The organism is Streptomyces fuscigenes (assembly GCF_021556455.1).
GTDB lineage: Bacteria > Actinomycetota > Actinomycetes > Streptomycetales > Streptomycetaceae > Streptomyces > Streptomyces fuscigenes.
This window is the reverse complement of the sequence record NZ_JAKGCV010000087.1, coordinates 1-16,460: the sequence shown is the minus strand read 5'-3', so window position 1 is coordinate 16,460 and position 16,460 is coordinate 1. Positions and strand designations below refer to the sequence as shown.

The window sequence follows — 16,460 nt, the reverse complement described above, 5'->3', positions numbered from 1 at the left end:
GCCCGGCCTGCGCTGCGCCCGCACCGGCGCCACCCGGGTATCCGGCGCCCGCGTCGCCCCGCGCCCCGGGCGCGGCGTACCCGGCTGCGGGCGGCGGCGGGGCACCGGCTCCGGCATGCGACACGCCGTCGCCGTGCCCGTACGGTCCGTACCCGGCGGTCCCGGGGCCCTGCCCCTGCGGGGGCGCTCCGGTGGGAGAGCCCGGTGCGGGGCGGTCGTTCCTCCGCAGCTCCTCCGCGGCCCTGCCGCATCCGGCGCAGGTCAGTGCGCCGTTGAGGTGCCGTCGGCACTGGTCGCAGTAGTCCATGGCGCTCGCAGAGTATGCGGCGCGGCAGCACCGCAGACCTCCAGGGGTGTGGAGATCCTGTGTACAAGCCCGCGTCGCGCCCCGGGTTGTCCGATTGGGCACGATGGGCCCCATGACATCAGGCAGCGATGCGCCCGGGCCCTTCGGCCCGGATTCCTTCCAGCTCGTGCTGCTGCGGAGGATGGCCGACCACCAGCCGGACCTCGTCGACGAGGCACGGCGGGCGCTGGGGGCCTCCCGGGCCGAGCTGCGGGAGGCCAACCGCCGCTGGCAGGCGATGGTCCGCGCGCCGCGCGGGCGGGGCGCGCGAGCCCGCTACCGGTCGGTCCTCGGCCCGCCGGAGCGGACCTTCCGGCGGCGGATCGGCGACCTCGAGTGCGACACCCTGCAGTGGCCCCTCCCGCTCTGGCCCGACCTGCGTTTCGAGATCATGGTGGCGCCGGGCGGGGCCGTGTGGAACGAGTGGCTCGTACGGGCCCCCGGCGCCCCCGCCCCCGCGCTCGCGACGGCCGCCGACCTGCGCCCATGGGGCTGCACCGTGGACGAACTGGCGCGGGCCTTCCCGCCCGCGCGCCCGCTGGAGGGCTCGGCGCCGACCCGCTTCGGCCTGGCCTTCCGCGCCCCCGAGGGACCCCCGGAGCCGGCGGATCCGCCGGCCGGTCCCCGCGCGCCGGCCGGCCCCGACGCCCTGGCGGCCGGCGGACGGGCCCCGGGCGCACAGCCCGGCACGGGGAGTGTCCGGGCGTCAGCACGCGACACGGGCAAGGTCGACCGGAAAGAGTACGTGGCGGAGTTCACCTGGGGCCTGCTCCAGCGGTGGTCGCGCCCATAGCGGGCGGTGAGTGGGAGTGGTGAGTGGGAGCAGGGGCGGGAGTCGGGGAGCGGGAGTCGGGGAGCAGGAGGCGGGGAACAGGAGCCGGAGGCGGGGGGAGGAGAGGACCCCGGCGCCCGGTCGCCCTCGGAGCCGCCGGGCGGGGCGCGGGCGGGGCGCGCCGCACCCGTGCGGGGTGGCTTCCCGTACGCCGACCGGCGCAGCCCAGCGCGCGCCGCGGCCCGTGTCGCAGGACGCTTCTGGTATCGAACCGGGGCCCGCGCCGCCGGTGACCGTCCCTGCCGCTCGGGAGATCCGCCGTGACCGTCAGTCTTGAGAATCTGCGCCGCTGCCACATCGCCGTCGACATGGGAGCCGCCCGGACGCGGGTCTATGTGAAGGGGGCCGGCCTCCTCGTGGACGAGCCGAGCTGCGCGGCCGTCAACACCCGTACAGGATCGCTGATCGCGGTCGGTTCGCTCGCCGAGCAGATGACGGGCCGCACGCCCGACTACATCCGCGTCGCACGCCCCGTCACCGGCGGCACCGTCATCGACATCGAGATGGCCCAGCGCATGCTGCGCCACCTGCTGGGCGACAAGCTGCGGCGGCAGCTGCGGCGCAAGCCCCGGCTGCGCGCCGCGGCCTCCACCCCGCACGACAGCGACCCCCTCGCGCAGCGCGCCGCCGTGGAGACACTGGTCGGCCTGGGCGCGAGCCGGGTCGAGCTGGTCGACACGGTGGTCGCCGCGGCGGTCGGCTGCGGGCTGCCCGTCGAGGACCCGACCGCCACGATGATCATCATGTGCGGGGCCGCGACCACCCAGGTGGCCGTCCTGTCGCTGGGCTCGATCGTGACCGCGCAGCGCATCCCCGTCGGCGGCAACGCCATCGACCAGGCCGTCATCCAGCACCTGCGCCACCACTACGAGCTGGTGCTGCCGACGCAGTCCGTGCGCCCACTGCAACTGGCCCTCACCGACCACGGTCTGACGGCCGAGGGGCCGACCACGATGGAGATCAACGGCCGGGACGTGGCCACCGGCGTGGCGCGGACGGTCAAGGTGGACACCGCGGCCGTGCGCGAGGCGATCTACACGCCGCTGACCGCCGTGAAGGACGGCATCGGGCGCGTGCTGCGCGAGTGCCCGCCCGACCTGGTGGCCGACCTCGCGGACACGGGCATCAAGATGGTCGGCGGCAGCGCGCTGCTGCCGGGCCTCGACACGATGCTGCGGGAGGCGACGGGCATGCCGGTCGCCATCGCGGAGCGGCCCGACGTGTGCACGATCCTCGGCATGGGCGCCATGCTGGAGGGCCAGGTCCAGCCGCGGGACATGAACCCGCTGGCCGAGGCCCACTGACGCCTCCCGGCATGCGAGGCCGCGACGAGGACCCCACGCCGCCGGACGCCCCCGACGGGCCCGGCGGCGCCCGGCCGCCCGGCGACGGAGCCGACGGCGCGGAGGCCGCGGACGCCGGCCCGGCGGCGGCGCCGGAGCACGCCGTCCGGCCCGGCGCCTCCGTTGCCGCCGGCCCCGGCTCGGGCTCGGCCGCCCCCACCGGTTCCGGTTCCGGAGCCGGCCCGCGGTACACCGACCGGCTGCCGGTCCTGCTGGAGTCGGTCCTCGGCATCGGCACCGACCTCGAACTGGGCGTGACGCTCCAGCAGGTCGTGGAGACCGCAGTCGAGCTGGTCGAGGCCCGGTACGTGGAACTCGGCGTCGTCCAGCCCGAGAGCGCCCCGCTCACCGAGCTGTTCTCGGCCGGGTCGGACGAGGGCGGCACCTCCGCGGAGGTACCGGTCCGGGTCGCCGACGAGGTCTTCGGCAGCCTGCGGGCGAGCGGGAAGCGCGGCGCCGGTGACCGGCCCGGAGCCGGGAGCGGTTTCACGCCGCACGACATCGTGCTCCTCCACACCCTCGCGGCGCAGGCCGGCATCGCCATCGGCAACGCCCGCACCTACGGCCGCGCCCGCCGGCGGGAGCGGTGGATCCAGGGCGCGGCGGCCGTGACGACGGCGCTGCTGACGGGCGAGTCGACGCAGGACGCGCTGACCACGGTCGCCGAGTCCGCCCGCGTACTGGCCGACGCGGACGCCGGGGCCGTCCTGCTGCCGACGTCCGAGGGCGGGATGCGCATCGTCGCCGTGTCCGCGCCCGACCCGGCGATCGCGGACGGCATGGTGGGCACGACCATCCGGCCGGGCTCACCCGTGCTGGAGCAACTCCTGGGCGGTGAGGCGGTGTTCCTGGAGGACTCCGCGACCGACCCGCGCATGACCACCCACGTGCGGGGCCGGTTCGGGCCGAGCATGATGCTGCCCCTGCAGCACGACGGCCGGCTGATCGGCACACTGACCGTGCCGAGGACGCGCGGTGGCCGCCCGTACACGCCGGTGGACCGGCTGCTCGCCTCGCAGTTCGCCTCGCAGGCGGCGCTGGCGCTGGTGCTGGCGGACGCCCAGCACGACAGGGAGCGGCTCGCGGTGTTCGAGGACCGCGACCGGATCGCGCGCGACCTCCACGACCTCGTCGTGCAGCGGCTGTTCGCGACGGAGATGATGCTGGAGTCGACCCGGCGCCGGGCCGGGGCCGGCGAGACGGCGGCGCTGCTGGGCCGTGCGACCGACGAACTCGACTCCACGATCCAGGAGGTGCGCACCGCCATCTTCGCGCTCCAGCAGCCGCCGGCCGAGGCGCCGACGAGCCTGCGCGGCCGTGTGCTGCGCGAGACCGACGGCGCTGCCGCGCTGCTGGGCTTCCGGCCCTCCGTGCGCTTCCTCGGCCCGGTGGAGTCGTCGGTGCCCGAAGCCGCCGACGAGGGCCTGCTGTCGGCGCTGCGCGGCGCGCTCGCGGCGGCGCACCGCAGGCAGGGGGTCGGCGAGGTGGTGGTCGAACTCGACGCGAGCGGCCGGCTGCCGGACGGGCGGCCGGTGGTGCGGCTGACGGTACGGGACGACGGGGTGCGCGACGACGGCTCGGGGACGGGCACCACCGCGACCTGGCAGGCGCCTGAGCCGTGAGGCGGGCAAGCGGGAGGCGCGAGGAGGCGGCGGGCCGGAGGGCCGCCCGCCGAGCGGGACGGGACACGGGACGGGCCTGCCGGGCGCCCTTCGGCACCCGGCAGGCCCGTAGCCCCGCTGGTGGGACCTACGACAGCGAGAAGGAGTCGATGTCGAAGAGGGACCCCGCTCCCCCGCTGAACGTGAGGAACAGCGGCCCGCTGCCCGCACCCGTCAGCTGCGTGGACACCGTGGTGAACGTGTCCCAGCTGCCGGTCGTGGGCACGCTCAGCGTGCCGAGCACCGGCCCGTTCTGCGACCCGGACCTGATGCGCACGGTCCCGCCCGGCCCGGCGGAGGCGATCCGCGCGCTGAACGAGGTGGCGCCCGCCGTGCTGACGGAGGAGTACCCGGCCCAGTCCCCGTTGTCGATGTAGCCGAGGGTGTGGCCGCCGCCGGCCCCCGCGTGGTCCGCGGGCTGCACGCCCGACGCGGAGGTGTACGCCTCGCCCTCGACGGTGACGGGCCCTCCTCCGCCCTCGGGCGGGGAGCAGTCGGCGGGTGCCTGCCCGGCCGCGTAGGCGATGCCGCCGGCCAGCAGTTGCTGGAAGTCGGCGTTCGCGTACATGTCGATCTGGTGGCCGAGCCCGGTGTAGAACGACCTCCCCTTCCCCTGCGGATGGCACCAGGTGATGGGGTGGTCGGCGCCCATCGTGCCGCCGGTGTACGTGGATTCGTCGAGCGTCTGCAGGACGTGGACGTCCGGGCGGGGATCGGCCCGGTAGTTGTACAGCTCGTCGGTGACGGTCCAGGTGGGCCCGAACTGCCCGGTCGCCGGGTTGCTCGTGTCCTCGGTGCGCACGGTGGCCTGCTGGATCGCCGGATGGCTGAGGAACCAGGCGCCGACGAGTTCGCGGTAGGCCGGCGTGTCGTACTCGGCGTCGGCCGCCGCGTGGATGCCCATGAAGCCGCCGCCGCCGTCCACGTAGGCGAACAGCGCGTTCTGCTGCGCGTCGGTGAGGAAGTCCCCGGTCGTGGAGACGAACACCACGGCCTGGTAGCGGGCGAGGTTCTGACCGCTGATGGCGGTGGCGTCCTCGGTCGCGGTGACACCGAAGCCGTGCTGCTGCCCGAGTGTCTTGATCTCCGCGACGGCGGTGGGGATGGAGTCGTGCCGGAAGCCGGCCGTCTTGGAGAACACCAGGACCTGGTAGGGGGCGGCCGCGACGCGCGCGGGGCCCGGTGCGGACGGGGCGGGGGCCGCGGCCGCGCTTCCCGGCGCCGCGAGGCATGCGGCGCCGAGTGCCGCGGCGGCGGCCGCGAGTGCGAAGTGCCGTGCTCCCGAGGCGAGTCGGCCGCTCATCACGCACCTCCGGTGGTGAAGGTGAAGGAGTCCAGGTCGAACAGGTTGCCCTGGCCGCTGACGCCCTTGAACACGAAGAACAGCTGCGATCCCGCGCCCGGTCCGGCGCTCAGGCCCGCGCTGACGTCCGTGAACGTGTCCCAGCTGCCGGTGGACTTGACCGTGACGGTGCCGAGCAGGGTGCCCGTCGCGGAGCCCGCCCGCACCTCCAGGGTGCCGCCGGGGCCCGCCGACGCCACGTGCGCCGTGATACCGGTGACGTTGTGCAGGTCGTAGGGGGTGAAGGAGATCCAGTCGTTGTTGTCGGTGAAGCCGACGGTGGTGCCGCCCTCGGCGCCGCCGTGCGCGGCGGTCTGGATGCCGTTCTGCGCGGTGAAGTGCTCCGCCTGGCGGTGCTTGGGCTGGAGCTTGCTCACGCTGTGGGAGGTCAGTCCGCCCTTGTCGGTGTACGAGGCGTCGAAGACACCGTAGAGGTTGGCCGCCGCGTCGTGCTCGCCGTCCGTCGGCACGGTCAGCTGCCCGCTGCACCCCTTGGCCGAGGTGATCTGGTGCTCGTGGTTGTCGTGGCCGAGGAAGTAGGTGACGGTCACCTTGGAGCAGTCGATCGCCCCGTCCTCGGGGTCGCTGCCCGTGACGGTGAAGCGGACGGTGTCGCCGAAGCTGAACAGCTGACCGTCGGTGGGCGTGGTGAGTTTCACCGTCGGCGCCGTGTTGCCGACGGTGACGACGAGGCTCGCCGTACCCGTCAGGCCCTGCGGGTCGCGCACGGTCAGCGTCGGCGAGAACGTGCCGGTCTTCGTGTAGGTGTGCGCGGGGTTCGCCGACGACGAGGTCGTTCCGTCGCCGAAGTTCCAGGAGTACGTGAGGGCGGAGCCCTCCGGGTCGGAGCTGCCCGCGGAGGAGAAGTTCACCGTGAGCGGGGCCTGGCCCGAGGTCTTGTCCACCGCGGCGCGCGCGACCGGGTTGCGGTTGCTGCCGCCGACGTACTCGATGCGGTACAGCGCCTGGTTGTCGGCGCCGGTGCCGTAGTCCAGCACGTACAGCGCGCCGTCGGGGCCGAAGGCCATGTCCATCACCTGGGTGCCGTCCCAGGGGAAGTCCTCGATGGTGCCGGGGCTGCCGTCGCCGTTCACGGTGATGGCCTTGATCCACTGGCGGCCGTACTCACCGGCGAAGAACTTGCCGTTCAGCGACTGCGGGAACTTCACCGACGAGTTCAGGTTCGCGTCGTACCGGTAGACCGGGCCGCCCATCGGGGACTCGGAGCCGCCGCCGAACTCGGGCGGGGAGCCCGCGTCGCCGCCGTACTTGATCCAGGCGGCCTTCGGCGCGGGCAGCTTCGTCAGGCCCGTGTTGTGCGGCGAGTTGTTGGTGGCGCCGCCCGAGCAGTCGTACTTGGCGCCGGACGGGCCGCTCGGGAACGTGTAGTCGTTGTACGTCTCGGTCGCCGTGTTGGTGCCGGTGCAGTACGGCCAGCCGTAGTTGCCGGCGGCGGTGATGCGGTTGAACTCGACCTGGCCGCCCGGGCCGCGGTTCGCGTCGGTGACGCCGGCGTCGGGCCCGTAGTCGCCCATGTAGACCGTGCCGGTGGCCTTGTCCACGGAGAGGCGGAAGGGGTTGCGGAAGCCCATCGCGTAGATCTCGGGGCGTGTCTTCGCGGTGCCGGGCGCGAAGAGGTTGCCCGTGGGGACGGTGTACGTGCCGTCGGCCTGCGGGTGGATGCGTAGGATCTTGCCGCGCAGGTCGTTGGTGTTGCCCGCGGAGCGCTGGGCGTCGAACTGCGGGTTGCGGCCGGACGATTCGTCGAGGGGCGCGTACCCCTGCGACTCGAACGGGTTGGTGTCGTCGCCCGTCGAGAGGTACAGGTTGCCCTGTGCGTCGAAGTCGAGGTCGCCGCCGACGTGGCAGCACTGGCCCCGGTCGTTGTCGACCTGGAGCAGCACCTTCTCGCTGCCGGTGTCGAGGGTGCCGTCGGTCTTGAGGGTGAAGCGGGACAGGTTCAGGTGGCCCTTGAACGCGTCGAACTGGGCCTGGGTGCCGTTGACCGGCGCGTCCCCGTCCGGTGTGGACAGGCGCGGCGAGTAGTAGAGGTACAGGTAGTGGTTGGTGGCGAAGTTCGGGTCCGCCGCCACCCCCTGCAGGCCCTCCTCGTCGTGGGTGTAGACGTTGAGCTTCGCGGCGACCTTGGTGTTCCCCGCGGCATCGGTGTAGCGGAGTGTGCCGTCGCGGGCCGTGTGCACCACGGCCCGGTCGGGCAGCACGGCCAGCGACATGGCCTCGCCCAACTCGGCTCCCCCGGAGGCGAGTCGTACCTCCTGGTAGTCGGAGGCGGGGATGGCGGCCGGGGCCGCGGCCGCGTGGGGGGCGGCCGCGGGGGCGGGCGACGCCGTGGCGGCGGCCGTGGCCGCCGCTCCGCCGCCGAGTGCCAGCACGAGCGCGGTACCGAATCTGGACCACGCGGGTGGACGGAATGACATGTGGGTCCTTTCCTGACGTGCGGTGGGGGTCTGTCAGGCAAGGCGCGCGCCGTCGCGCTTTGCGGGCGGTGCAGACAGGGCCGCCGGTGGGGGCCGGGCCCTGGTCGCGCGATGGGGCAAGGTGCATGCTGGCAACGCCGAATTAATTTGTCAATGCTCTGTCAAAAACCCCGACTACCCGCGCCCGAGCGGTAGTTGAGATCGCCGGGGCCCGCACCGGCAGGGCCCCGGGGCGCCACCGGGCACTTGATTACCTGACTGAACAAATCAACGCGCGTCACACCGGGAGGGGCGGTGGATCGCCCCTGGCGGGGCGCGGGGGCGGGGGCCGGGTGGCCGGAGCAGGGGCGTGCGCGCGAGGCCTGGGCGGCCGGGGCGGCCGGGGCGGCGGGAGGGGCGGACGTCAGCCGGCCGCGGCGGCCGCGGTGAGCGAGGCGGCGAGGCGGTCGGCGAAGGCCTCCCGCACGGGCGCGGCGACCACGTCCAGGGAGAGGTACGGGTTGAGGTCCTCCAGCTCGACGAGCAGCAGCCGCCCCTCCTGCGTCCGGCAGGCGTCGACACGCTGGACGCCGCGGTCGATCGTGTTCCAGTCGACGAAGCGGCGGGCGAAGGCGAGATCGTCCGCGCCGGGCTCGTAGGGCACCAGGTCCCAGCGGCGCGCCGGATCGGGCGCGTACAGGGCGTACTGGAAGTCACGGTCCACGAAGTAGAACGACACCTCGTAGCGGAACCGGATCCGCGGCTGCGCCAGCATGCCGGTGAGGTCCGCGGCGGGGAGCGCCTCGCGGGCCACCACGGACAGCCCGAGCGAGTCGGCGCCGTCGACGGGCTTGATCACGTACTCGTCGGCGTCGGGCAGGAGCCCGAGGTCGGCGGCGCGGTCGACCGTGGGGACGACCGGGAACCCGGCGCGCGCCAGCTCGACCAGGTACCCCTTGCCCGCCATGTCTCCGCGCCCGGTCAGCGGGTTGACGACGCGGACCCCGCGCGCCGACGCCTCGGCGCGGAAGGCCTCGTGGGCCGCCCGGTAGTACAGGACCGGTCCGCTGTTGCGCACCAGCACGAGGTCGAAGTCGTCCATCAGGCGGGCCGCGTCGAGCGGGTGGCCGAGCGCGAGGGCGAAGCCGCGTTCCCGCAGCCGGCCGGACAGCCAGATGTCCTCGTCGCAGTAGCGGCGGCCGGCCGCCTCGTACCCGAGGTCCGTCACATAGAGGATGCGAAGCACCGCTGCACACTACGGCACACGCCCCGACGCGCCCCCCTGCCCGCACGTTCCCCTTCCTCTTCCGGCGGGCAGACGACGCACAGGCACGGCACGACAGCGGGGGGTGAGGAAGCGGGAGGTATCAACCATGTCCGGTATCCCGGGAGTCGACTACGCATGGACGCATCCGGGCGGTGCGGCGCTCAAGGCGGCAGGCAAGAAGTTCGCCTGCCGCTACCTCAGCGACGACCGGAGCAAGAACCTCGACAAGGCCGAGGCCAACGACCTCACCTCGCACGGCGTCGCCTGCGTCGTGGTGTGGGAGTCCACCGGTGACCGCGCCCTGTCCGGCCGAAAGGGCGGCGAGGCGGACGCCCGCGCCGCACAGGCGCAGGCGGACGAACTCGGCATGCCCGAGGGCCGGCCGATCTACTTCGCCGTCGACTTCGACGCGACGCCCGGCCAGCAGGACGAGATCAACGCCTACCTGGACGGCGCGGCCGGCGTGCTCGGCCGCGGACGGGTCGGCATCTACGGGGGCTACTACCCGGTCAAGCGCGCCCTGGACGCGAAGAAGGCCGGCTGGGCCTGGCAGACGCCCGCCTGGTCCGGCGGGAAGTGGGACGACCGCGCCCAGATCCGCCAGGGCGCCCAGCAGACCATCGGAGGTGCGGGCTGCGACCTGAACACGGCGACGGCGGACGACTACGGGCAGTGGAACCCGCCGCACTGACCTGGCGGGGAGGCAGCGGCCGCGGCGGCCGCGGGTGTCACCGCCCGGCGGCGTCCGGGAGTGAGCGGCTGCGCCGCGGCGCAGCCGCGAGGAGGCGCCCGGACACGTCGGCGGGGCCGCGCGGACGGGCGCGCGGGGGCGGTCGGGACGGGCCCGCGGGAGGCGGGGGCGCGGGAGCGGACACCGGCAGGCACTCCGGCAGGGACCCCGGCAGGCACGCCGACAGGCACCCCGACCGGCACGCCGACAGGGTCCGGCAAAACGTGCATGAGCCGCGAATCGGGGTACCTGGCGTGAATGGGTCACTGGCGTGCGTCAACGGTCCGCCTCTTCCAGCGGTCGCTCGGCCGTGGCGGGCTGGCGATGATCCCGTTCGTACTGATCGCGACCATCAGCGCGGTCGACATCCAGGCGCCCGAGACCGTGCACCTGGGGCCGCTGCTGGTCATCGCGCCCGCTCTCATGGCCGCGCTCGCCGGGGCCCGCCTGACGGCGCTCGTCGGGGTCCTCGCCGTGGCGGCCCAGGTGGTCATCGCGGTGTTCCACGGCGGTATCAGCACCCCGAACCACGTCGCGCAGATCATCGGACTGGCCGTGCTGTCCGCGCTCGTGGTCGTGGTCAGCCTGGCCAGGGAGCGGCGCAACCGGCAGCTGTACCGCGCGCGATCGGTGGCGGAGACGGCACAGAGAGTCCTGCTCCGTCCGCCGCCCCCGCGGATCGGGCCCCTGCGGGTGGCCTGGCTCTATCTGACGGCGGAGGACGAGACGGAGATCGGCGGTGACCTGTTCGCGACCACACGCGCCGCCCATCCCTCGACCCGGGCGATCATCGGCGACGTCCGCGGCAGCGGCCTGTCGTCCGTGGGCGAGGCCTCGATCGTGCTCGGCGCGTTCCGCGAGGGGGCCCACCGCCACGCGTCCCTCTCCAGCCTCGTGACCGTGCTGGAGGAGAGCGTGCACAGGGATCTGGAGGAGGTGGCGGACACCGCCTCGGACCCCGGGGAGCACTTCATCACCGCGCTGGTCATGGACCTTCCCGACCACGGCACGCGGGCCGAGATGATCAACTGCGGGCATCCCCCGCCGCTCCTCGTCCACGAGCACGAGGTCTCGGTGCTGCACGCCCGGCGCCCGCTGCCGCCGCTGGGGGTCGGCACCCTGCCCGCGCCGCCGCACCTGCACCCCGACCCGTTCGACTTCGCACCGGGCGACCTGCTCGTCCTGTACACCGACGGGGTCGTCGAGGCCCGCTCGCCGGACGGGACCTTCTACCCCCTCCCCGAACGGGTCGCCTCCTTCCCCACCACCAGCCCCGACATCCTGCTGCGCCACATCCACGACGACCTGCTCGCACACACCGGCGGGCAGCCGGGCGACGACGCCGCCCTCCTGATCATCGAACGCGCCCGCGCGCCCAGGAGCGGCCACCCCAACGGGCAGTACGGGGCCCGCTCCGTGGGCTCGCGTCCCCCCGCCGCGTGACGCCCGCCCCCGGGAACCGGGACCCGTCGGGGGCCGGGCCGCCCGCGGTGGCGGCCTCCGGGCGGGCGACTGGCGGCATCCGGGCGGGCCGCGCACAGTGGAGGAGGAACCGGACCCCGCGCAGAGGGGCCCTGCCCCGAGGGCCATCCGCCCCGTGGAGGCGCGAGGCAACGGAGCGGCGACAGCCGCCGAACGGTTCCCGCCGTACTGCGCAAGCTCGCGAAAAGGCAGGTGCCGTACCCATGGACGACGAGACCAAGGCCTCCCTCGCTGCCGCGATCGCCGGGGGTTACATCCTGGGCCGCACGAAGAAGGGCCGGCTCGCCCTCACCGCCATGACCTTCCTGCTGGGCCGCCGTTTCGGGCTCGAGCCCCAGCAGTTGGTCGCGGACGGCGTGCGGCGCCTGCGGGAGATCCCCCAGGTGTCGGAGCTGGAGGAGCAGGTACGCAGCGAGGGCGTCGACGCCGCACGCGGTGCCCTGTCCTCGGTGGTCGGTCGCGGCGTGGACTCGCTCGCGGGCGGCCTCAGCAGCCGCCTGCCCGGCGCGGGGACCCTCGGCGGCGGGGACGACGGCGCAGACGACGACGGGGGCGGGGACGGCGGCTCCCGCACCGGTGGGCGCACCGCGCGCCGGCCGGCCGGGCGGCCGCGCCGGGACGAGCGGGAGCCCGACGAGGCGGACTCCGCGCAGGACTCGGGCAAGCCGGACCCCGGCGCGGCGCACGAGGGCCGCCGGACGAAGCCGTCCCACACGGCCGACGGGAGGAGGAGCCCTTCCCGGTCCTCCGGTCGCGCTCGGAGCGGGGAACGGAGCACGGGGGAACGGACCGCGAAGAAGACCGCGGCCAAGCGCACCGCCCCCGCCAAGCGGTCCACGGCCTCGGCGAACAGGACCACCAAGAGGGCCGCGTCGTCCGCGTCCGAGCGGGCGCCCCGCTCCTCCCGCACCTCCCGCTCCTCGCGGTCCTCGGGCTCCGGATCCGACGGCGACCGCTGAGGCGCGCCCGCACGCCCGCCAGGGCACGAGCAGCCCCCAGCAGGAACTCACGCGCGCTCCCCGTCACGGCCGACCGAGGCGGGGAGCACCGCTGCGCCCCCCCACTGCCCGCACTCCGGAGCCCGCTCGCCGCGCCCTCGCGCTCCTCGGGCCTTCCTCCGCATTCGTCGGGCCTTCTCTCGGGGGGCTGTGCGTCCCCTGCGCGATCGCGATCGTGACTACCGCGTGGGCCGGATCGAGAGGCGCGACGAGCTCCGCGGCGGCGACGGCGACGAGACGCGCGGGTGTGGCGCCCTTCGGCAGCGCGCTCACGTATGCGAGGGCCTCCGCCGGTGAGAGCACCGGCAGTTGCCGCCGGAGCGTCCGCACGGCACGCATGCGTCGGTGCGCCGCGGCGACATCACGCAGCCCGTCGTGCAGGTCGTCCACCGCAGTGCGCACCGCCAACCCGCGTATCCGGGCGCCGTAGTCCACCTGCCACTTGCCTGTCCCCCTGGAAACGGCGCCGATCCGGTGCGGCGCGCCGCCGTACCCGGTCAACCAGGTACGGCCCCTCCCCCACCAGCATGGGCGCCGGGGCCCTGGTGCGCGCGAACTCCTCGGAGTTCGGGCCCTGGTGCGCGCGAACTCCTCGGAGTTCGGGCCCTGGTGCGCGCGAACTCCTCGGAGTTCCAAAGGACGATCCACACCAGCTCGTGTTCCTCGGCGGCGACCACCGGCATCCGCACCGCGCCCGGATCCACTTCCCGCCACGGCTGCCAGTTCCGCTCCAGCCGCTCCTCGACAGCCCGAACGGCCGCCTCTCTCTCGATCGCGCGCGCAGCATCCTGTGCGATCCCCCCTGCCTGCCAAGAATTCGCGTACGTCCGTGCGCCGCACGTGAACCCGGCAGAGGACCCGTTGCTCAGGCCGGGCGAGCGTCCGCATCCCGGTTTCGCGCGCCCGGCAAGCGCCCGCGTCCCGGTTGGGACCGCCCGGCCACGAGGGACCGCCCGGCCATGAGCGAGTTCCGGACCAACCGCCCCCACGACCCATCGCGCCCGAAGTGCCATGGCCGACGAGGCCTCTTCGGTCCCTCCCGCGAGCGGGCGTCAGCGGGCCGCCCCGGCCTTCTCGTCCTCCGCGTCCTCGTCCTCGTACTCGCCGTCCTCGTCGTCCTCGTAGCCGTCGTCGTCCTCTTCGTCGTCGTACTCGTCGTCCTCGTCGTCCTCGTCGTCGTCCCGGTCGTCGTCCTCTTCGTCCTCGTACTCGTCGTCGTCTGCCTCGTCGTCGTCCCGGCCCGCCGAACGGCCCTCGCCATCGGCGTCCCGGTCGTCCCCGTCCTTCTCGTCGTTCTCGTCGTTCTCGTCGTCCTCTGCCTCGCGGGCCTCCTCGTCGGAGCGCACGACCTCGCCGTCGCGTATCTCACCGCGCCACCCCTCGGGTTCGTCCTGAGTGAGCGTCACGTAGCGCTGGAAGTGCTTGAGGTCCAGCCGCAGCCGCCGGCCCTGGGCACGCCAGAGGTTGCCGGTCTTCTCGAAGAAGCCCGACGGGTAGTACTCGACGACCACGACGACGCGTGTGAGGGACGGTGCGAGTTCGTGGAAGCTCACAGCACCGTTCGTGGAACCCTTCGATCCCTCGGACGTCCACACGATCCGGTCGTCGGGGACCTGTTCCTGCACCGTCGCCTCGAAGCTGCGGTTCGAGAAGGCGATCTTCACCTTCCACTTGCTGGTGGTGTCGTCGTCCTTGCTGACGCTCTGCACGCCCTTGACGATGTCGCCGAAGTCCTCGTACAGCGTCCAGTAGTCGTACACGGTGCGCAGGGGGACCCCTATGTCGAGAACCTCGATGATGCTGGTGACCTTCGTGTCACCGGGCTTGTATCCGCCGCCCGAGGAGTCGCCCGACCCGCCCGACGAACCGCCCGCGGCGCCGGCCACCTTGTCCTTGACGTCCTTGGCCTTGCCCACCGTGAGATCCTTCGCGGCGTCCTTGACCGCTCCCGCCCCGGCGCCCAGGCCCTTGCCCGACGATTCGCTGAGGCCGAGCAGCGCGGCGACCGCGGACATCCCACCGACGCCGCTCGGCCGCGCGGGGAGGATCCGGCCGTCATTCTCCGTCACGTCCGTGAGGCGGTCGGTGACGCGCGTCAGCGCCCCGCTCGCTCCCTGGGCGAGTCGGCCGACGGCAGCGTCGAAAGCGTAGGAGCCCTCCTCCCGGAGAAGCCGCGCCACCGTTTCACCGAGGGGTGAGGAGTTCTGCCGTGTGCCTGCCATTGCTCACCATCTCCGCTGTCGGTCCTGGTTTACGCCGGATGTCATTTCGCCCGCGTCCGGTGCGGGCACGACGGCCCGGCGACTGGCCGCGGCCGCGTCGTCGCACGGCTTCGCGCCTCCCCGCCCAGTGTGCGCGGCACGCGCCGGTCTGGCATGTCCCGGAAAATGCGTCGCGCCAAGGGCGCCCGGCCATGTCCTCCGCGTTCCTCTCCGTACGCGTGCGGGCTTCTTGCCCCTGACGAGTTCCATTTACGGGTTGCCGTTAACGGGGTTGCCGTTAACGGGGTTGCCATTCATGGCGACGGACTGGGTCCCCGTTGCCTTTGCGCACCTTCCGGGAGGGGATTCGGCCACGCTTTCCGGGTGCCCGCGCTCATTTCGTTGAAGTTTTCGCCTTCTGATGTCGCGACGGGAAAGTCGCCGTCCGAAATGGACGGTCCGGCGCTCATCAGTCCGCGGACGCACCCTCCCTCGATGACCGCCCCGCCGGGGTGCGGGCGATGCCGCGCCGCCGGGGCGCGGTCGGCTTCGGCGGCGCGGGCATTTCACGCGGTGCCCGGGGTGGTGGCGGGGCCGTCAGTGGACCCGCTCCCGGAAGTCCGGACGGGGGTAGGACTCATGGGGCTCCGTCCGCCGCGCGCCGCGCCACGAGCGGCTCCCGGTCCAGTGCGGGGCGCGTTCGTCGCGGCCCTCGTCCCGGTCCCTCAGCAGGCCCGCCAGGTGCCCCTCGCGGCGTGCGAGGTATCCGACGAGCAGCCCGGCCGCCCCCACGACCGCCACGACGACGAGCGCTCCGAAACCACCGAAGTAACCGGCGAAGCCGAGGGCCAGACCCGCGAACAGGCCCGCCATTGTCGTGTTCATAGCTCACTCCTGTCACGAGCGGTGGCTGCGCGCGTGCCGCGGCTTGCGGGCGGCGGCCCGCCGGAGCGGGGCGGCCGGACTCCCGGTCACGACACGCGGTCGTCGCTCTTGTCGTCGTCGTTCTCGTCGTCGCCGGGCAGGTCGACGTCGTCCACCGTCACGTTGACCTCGACGACCTCCAGACCCGTCATGCGGTCCATCGCCGATATGACGCTGGTGCGCACGTCCGCCACGACATCCGGGATGGGCGCCCCGTAGTCCACGACCACGTCCAGGTCGACCGCGGCCTGCTTCTCGCCGACCTCGACCTGCACTCCGCGCGTCACACTGGGACGGCCGCCGGCCACGCGGTCGCGCATGCCGCCCATGGTCCGCGCCATGCCCGAGCCGAGGCTGTGGACCCCTGGGACGTCACGCGTGACGACTCCGACGATCTTCTCCGCCACGCTGTCCGCGATCGTGGTCCTGCCGCGAACACCCGGGTCGCCGAGGCTCTCGCCTCCGGAGCCCTGGGACTTGTCGCCGCCCGCCTTGCCCTGGGAGCCGGCTGTGGTGCGGTCTGCCATCTGCGTCATGACGCCCTCCTCGGCGGTGAGTGGGACGCCCGATCAGCGCCCTCACTTCGTTAGACGCATCAGCGGCCCGATCCTCACGCGGTTTCTGTGACCCGGATCACGTAATCTTGGAATCGGTGGCTCGGGGCCCGACGACCCGGTTGTGCCCACCGCCTCGCGGTGGCCTCCCCGCACGCGAGACGCGTGCGACTCTCGCGGCAGACGCCGGCGCGGATCGCGCCGATCGCGCCGTGCGTACGGCGCGTGCGCAGCGCGCGTCCCATGCGGCGGAGGCCCCGGCCGCGGCCGGCGCACCCGGGATTCCCGCGGAAGCGAGACGCGCATGCACCTGCCGGAGGGCTCCCCCCGCGTACGGGGAGCGGCGGTCCGGTCGCCGGCCGG

At 73.7% G+C, this 16,460-nt stretch carries 14 protein-coding genes; 6 read left to right on the top strand and 8 right to left on the bottom strand.

Going from position 1 to position 16,460, the window contains the following annotated elements:
• A partial coding sequence (locus tag L1885_RS29495) for an SCO2400 family protein (protein WP_443732426.1) occupies positions 1-307 on the bottom strand: 307 nt, incomplete at its 3' end.
• Between the two features lie 112 nt (positions 308-419).
• Between L1885_RS29495 and L1885_RS10700 the strand changes: the two genes are divergently transcribed.
• From L1885_RS10700 to L1885_RS10690, 3 genes are all read left to right on the top strand, one after another.
• Positions 420-1,139, top strand: a complete 720-nt coding sequence (locus tag L1885_RS10700) for a hypothetical protein (RefSeq protein ID WP_372481911.1) — start codon at positions 420-422, stop codon at positions 1,137-1,139.
• Positions 1,140-1,438: 299 nt separating this feature from the next.
• Positions 1,439-2,482 (top strand): rod shape-determining protein, encoded by a 1,044-nt coding sequence (locus tag L1885_RS10695; protein ID WP_235796809.1) that lies wholly within the window; start codon positions 1,439-1,441, stop codon positions 2,480-2,482.
• Between the two features lie 11 nt (positions 2,483-2,493).
• The gene (locus L1885_RS10690) at positions 2,494-4,143 is read left to right on the top strand and encodes a sensor histidine kinase (RefSeq protein WP_235796808.1); all 1,650 of its coding nucleotides are present in this window, start codon (positions 2,494-2,496) and stop codon (positions 4,141-4,143) included.
• A 127-nt stretch (positions 4,144-4,270) separates the two neighbouring features.
• Here L1885_RS10690 and L1885_RS10685 read toward each other — a convergent pair whose 3' ends face one another.
• The 3 genes from L1885_RS10685 to L1885_RS10675 form a co-directional block, all read right to left on the bottom strand.
• Positions 4,271-5,485 carry a ThuA domain-containing protein gene (locus L1885_RS10685; protein WP_308117299.1) on the bottom strand — a complete coding sequence of 405 codons (1,215 nt, stop codon included), beginning with the start codon at positions 5,483-5,485 and terminating at the stop codon, positions 4,271-4,273.
• Complete coding sequence (locus L1885_RS10680) at positions 5,485-7,962, bottom strand: PQQ-dependent sugar dehydrogenase (RefSeq protein ID WP_235796807.1); 2,478 nt, start codon at positions 7,960-7,962, stop codon at positions 5,485-5,487. The genes L1885_RS10685 and L1885_RS10680 overlap by 1 nt, the downstream gene beginning before the upstream one ends.
• A 403-nt stretch (positions 7,963-8,365) precedes the next feature.
• Positions 8,366-9,187 (bottom strand): ATP-grasp domain-containing protein, encoded by an 822-nt coding sequence (locus tag L1885_RS10675; RefSeq protein ID WP_235796806.1) that lies wholly within the window; start codon positions 9,185-9,187, stop codon positions 8,366-8,368.
• 127 nt (positions 9,188-9,314) lie between these two features.
• Between L1885_RS10675 and L1885_RS10670 the strand changes: the two genes are divergently transcribed.
• From L1885_RS10670 to L1885_RS10660, 3 genes are all read left to right on the top strand, one after another.
• Positions 9,315-9,899: a glycoside hydrolase domain-containing protein gene (locus L1885_RS10670; RefSeq protein ID WP_235796805.1), complete on the top strand. Its 585-nt coding sequence runs from the start codon at positions 9,315-9,317 to the stop codon at positions 9,897-9,899.
• Between the two features lie 297 nt (positions 9,900-10,196).
• Positions 10,197-11,381, top strand: a complete 1,185-nt coding sequence (locus tag L1885_RS10665) for a PP2C family protein-serine/threonine phosphatase (protein ID WP_235796804.1) — start codon at positions 10,197-10,199, stop codon at positions 11,379-11,381.
• Between the two features lie 242 nt (positions 11,382-11,623).
• Positions 11,624-12,379, top strand: coding sequence for a histone protein (locus L1885_RS10660; RefSeq protein WP_235796803.1), 756 nt, complete (start codon positions 11,624-11,626; stop codon positions 12,377-12,379).
• A gap of 536 nt (positions 12,380-12,915) precedes the next feature.
• Here L1885_RS10660 and L1885_RS10655 read toward each other — a convergent pair.
• From L1885_RS10655 to L1885_RS10640, 4 genes are all read right to left on the bottom strand, one after another.
• Positions 12,916-13,431 (bottom strand): YrhB domain-containing protein, encoded by a 516-nt coding sequence (locus L1885_RS10655; RefSeq protein WP_235796802.1) that lies wholly within the window; start codon positions 13,429-13,431, stop codon positions 12,916-12,918.
• 39 nt (positions 13,432-13,470) lie between these two features.
• Positions 13,471-14,640 (bottom strand): SRPBCC family protein, encoded by a 1,170-nt coding sequence (locus L1885_RS10650; protein ID WP_235796801.1) that lies wholly within the window; start codon positions 14,638-14,640, stop codon positions 13,471-13,473.
• A gap of 576 nt (positions 14,641-15,216) precedes the next feature.
• Positions 15,217-15,504, bottom strand: a complete 288-nt coding sequence (locus L1885_RS10645) for a hypothetical protein (RefSeq protein ID WP_235796811.1) — start codon at positions 15,502-15,504, stop codon at positions 15,217-15,219.
• An 86-nt stretch (positions 15,505-15,590) separates the two neighbouring features.
• Positions 15,591-16,070: an Asp23/Gls24 family envelope stress response protein gene (locus tag L1885_RS10640; protein WP_235796810.1), complete on the bottom strand. Its 480-nt coding sequence runs from the start codon at positions 16,068-16,070 to the stop codon at positions 15,591-15,593.
• Between the last annotated feature and the right edge of the window lie 390 nt (positions 16,071-16,460).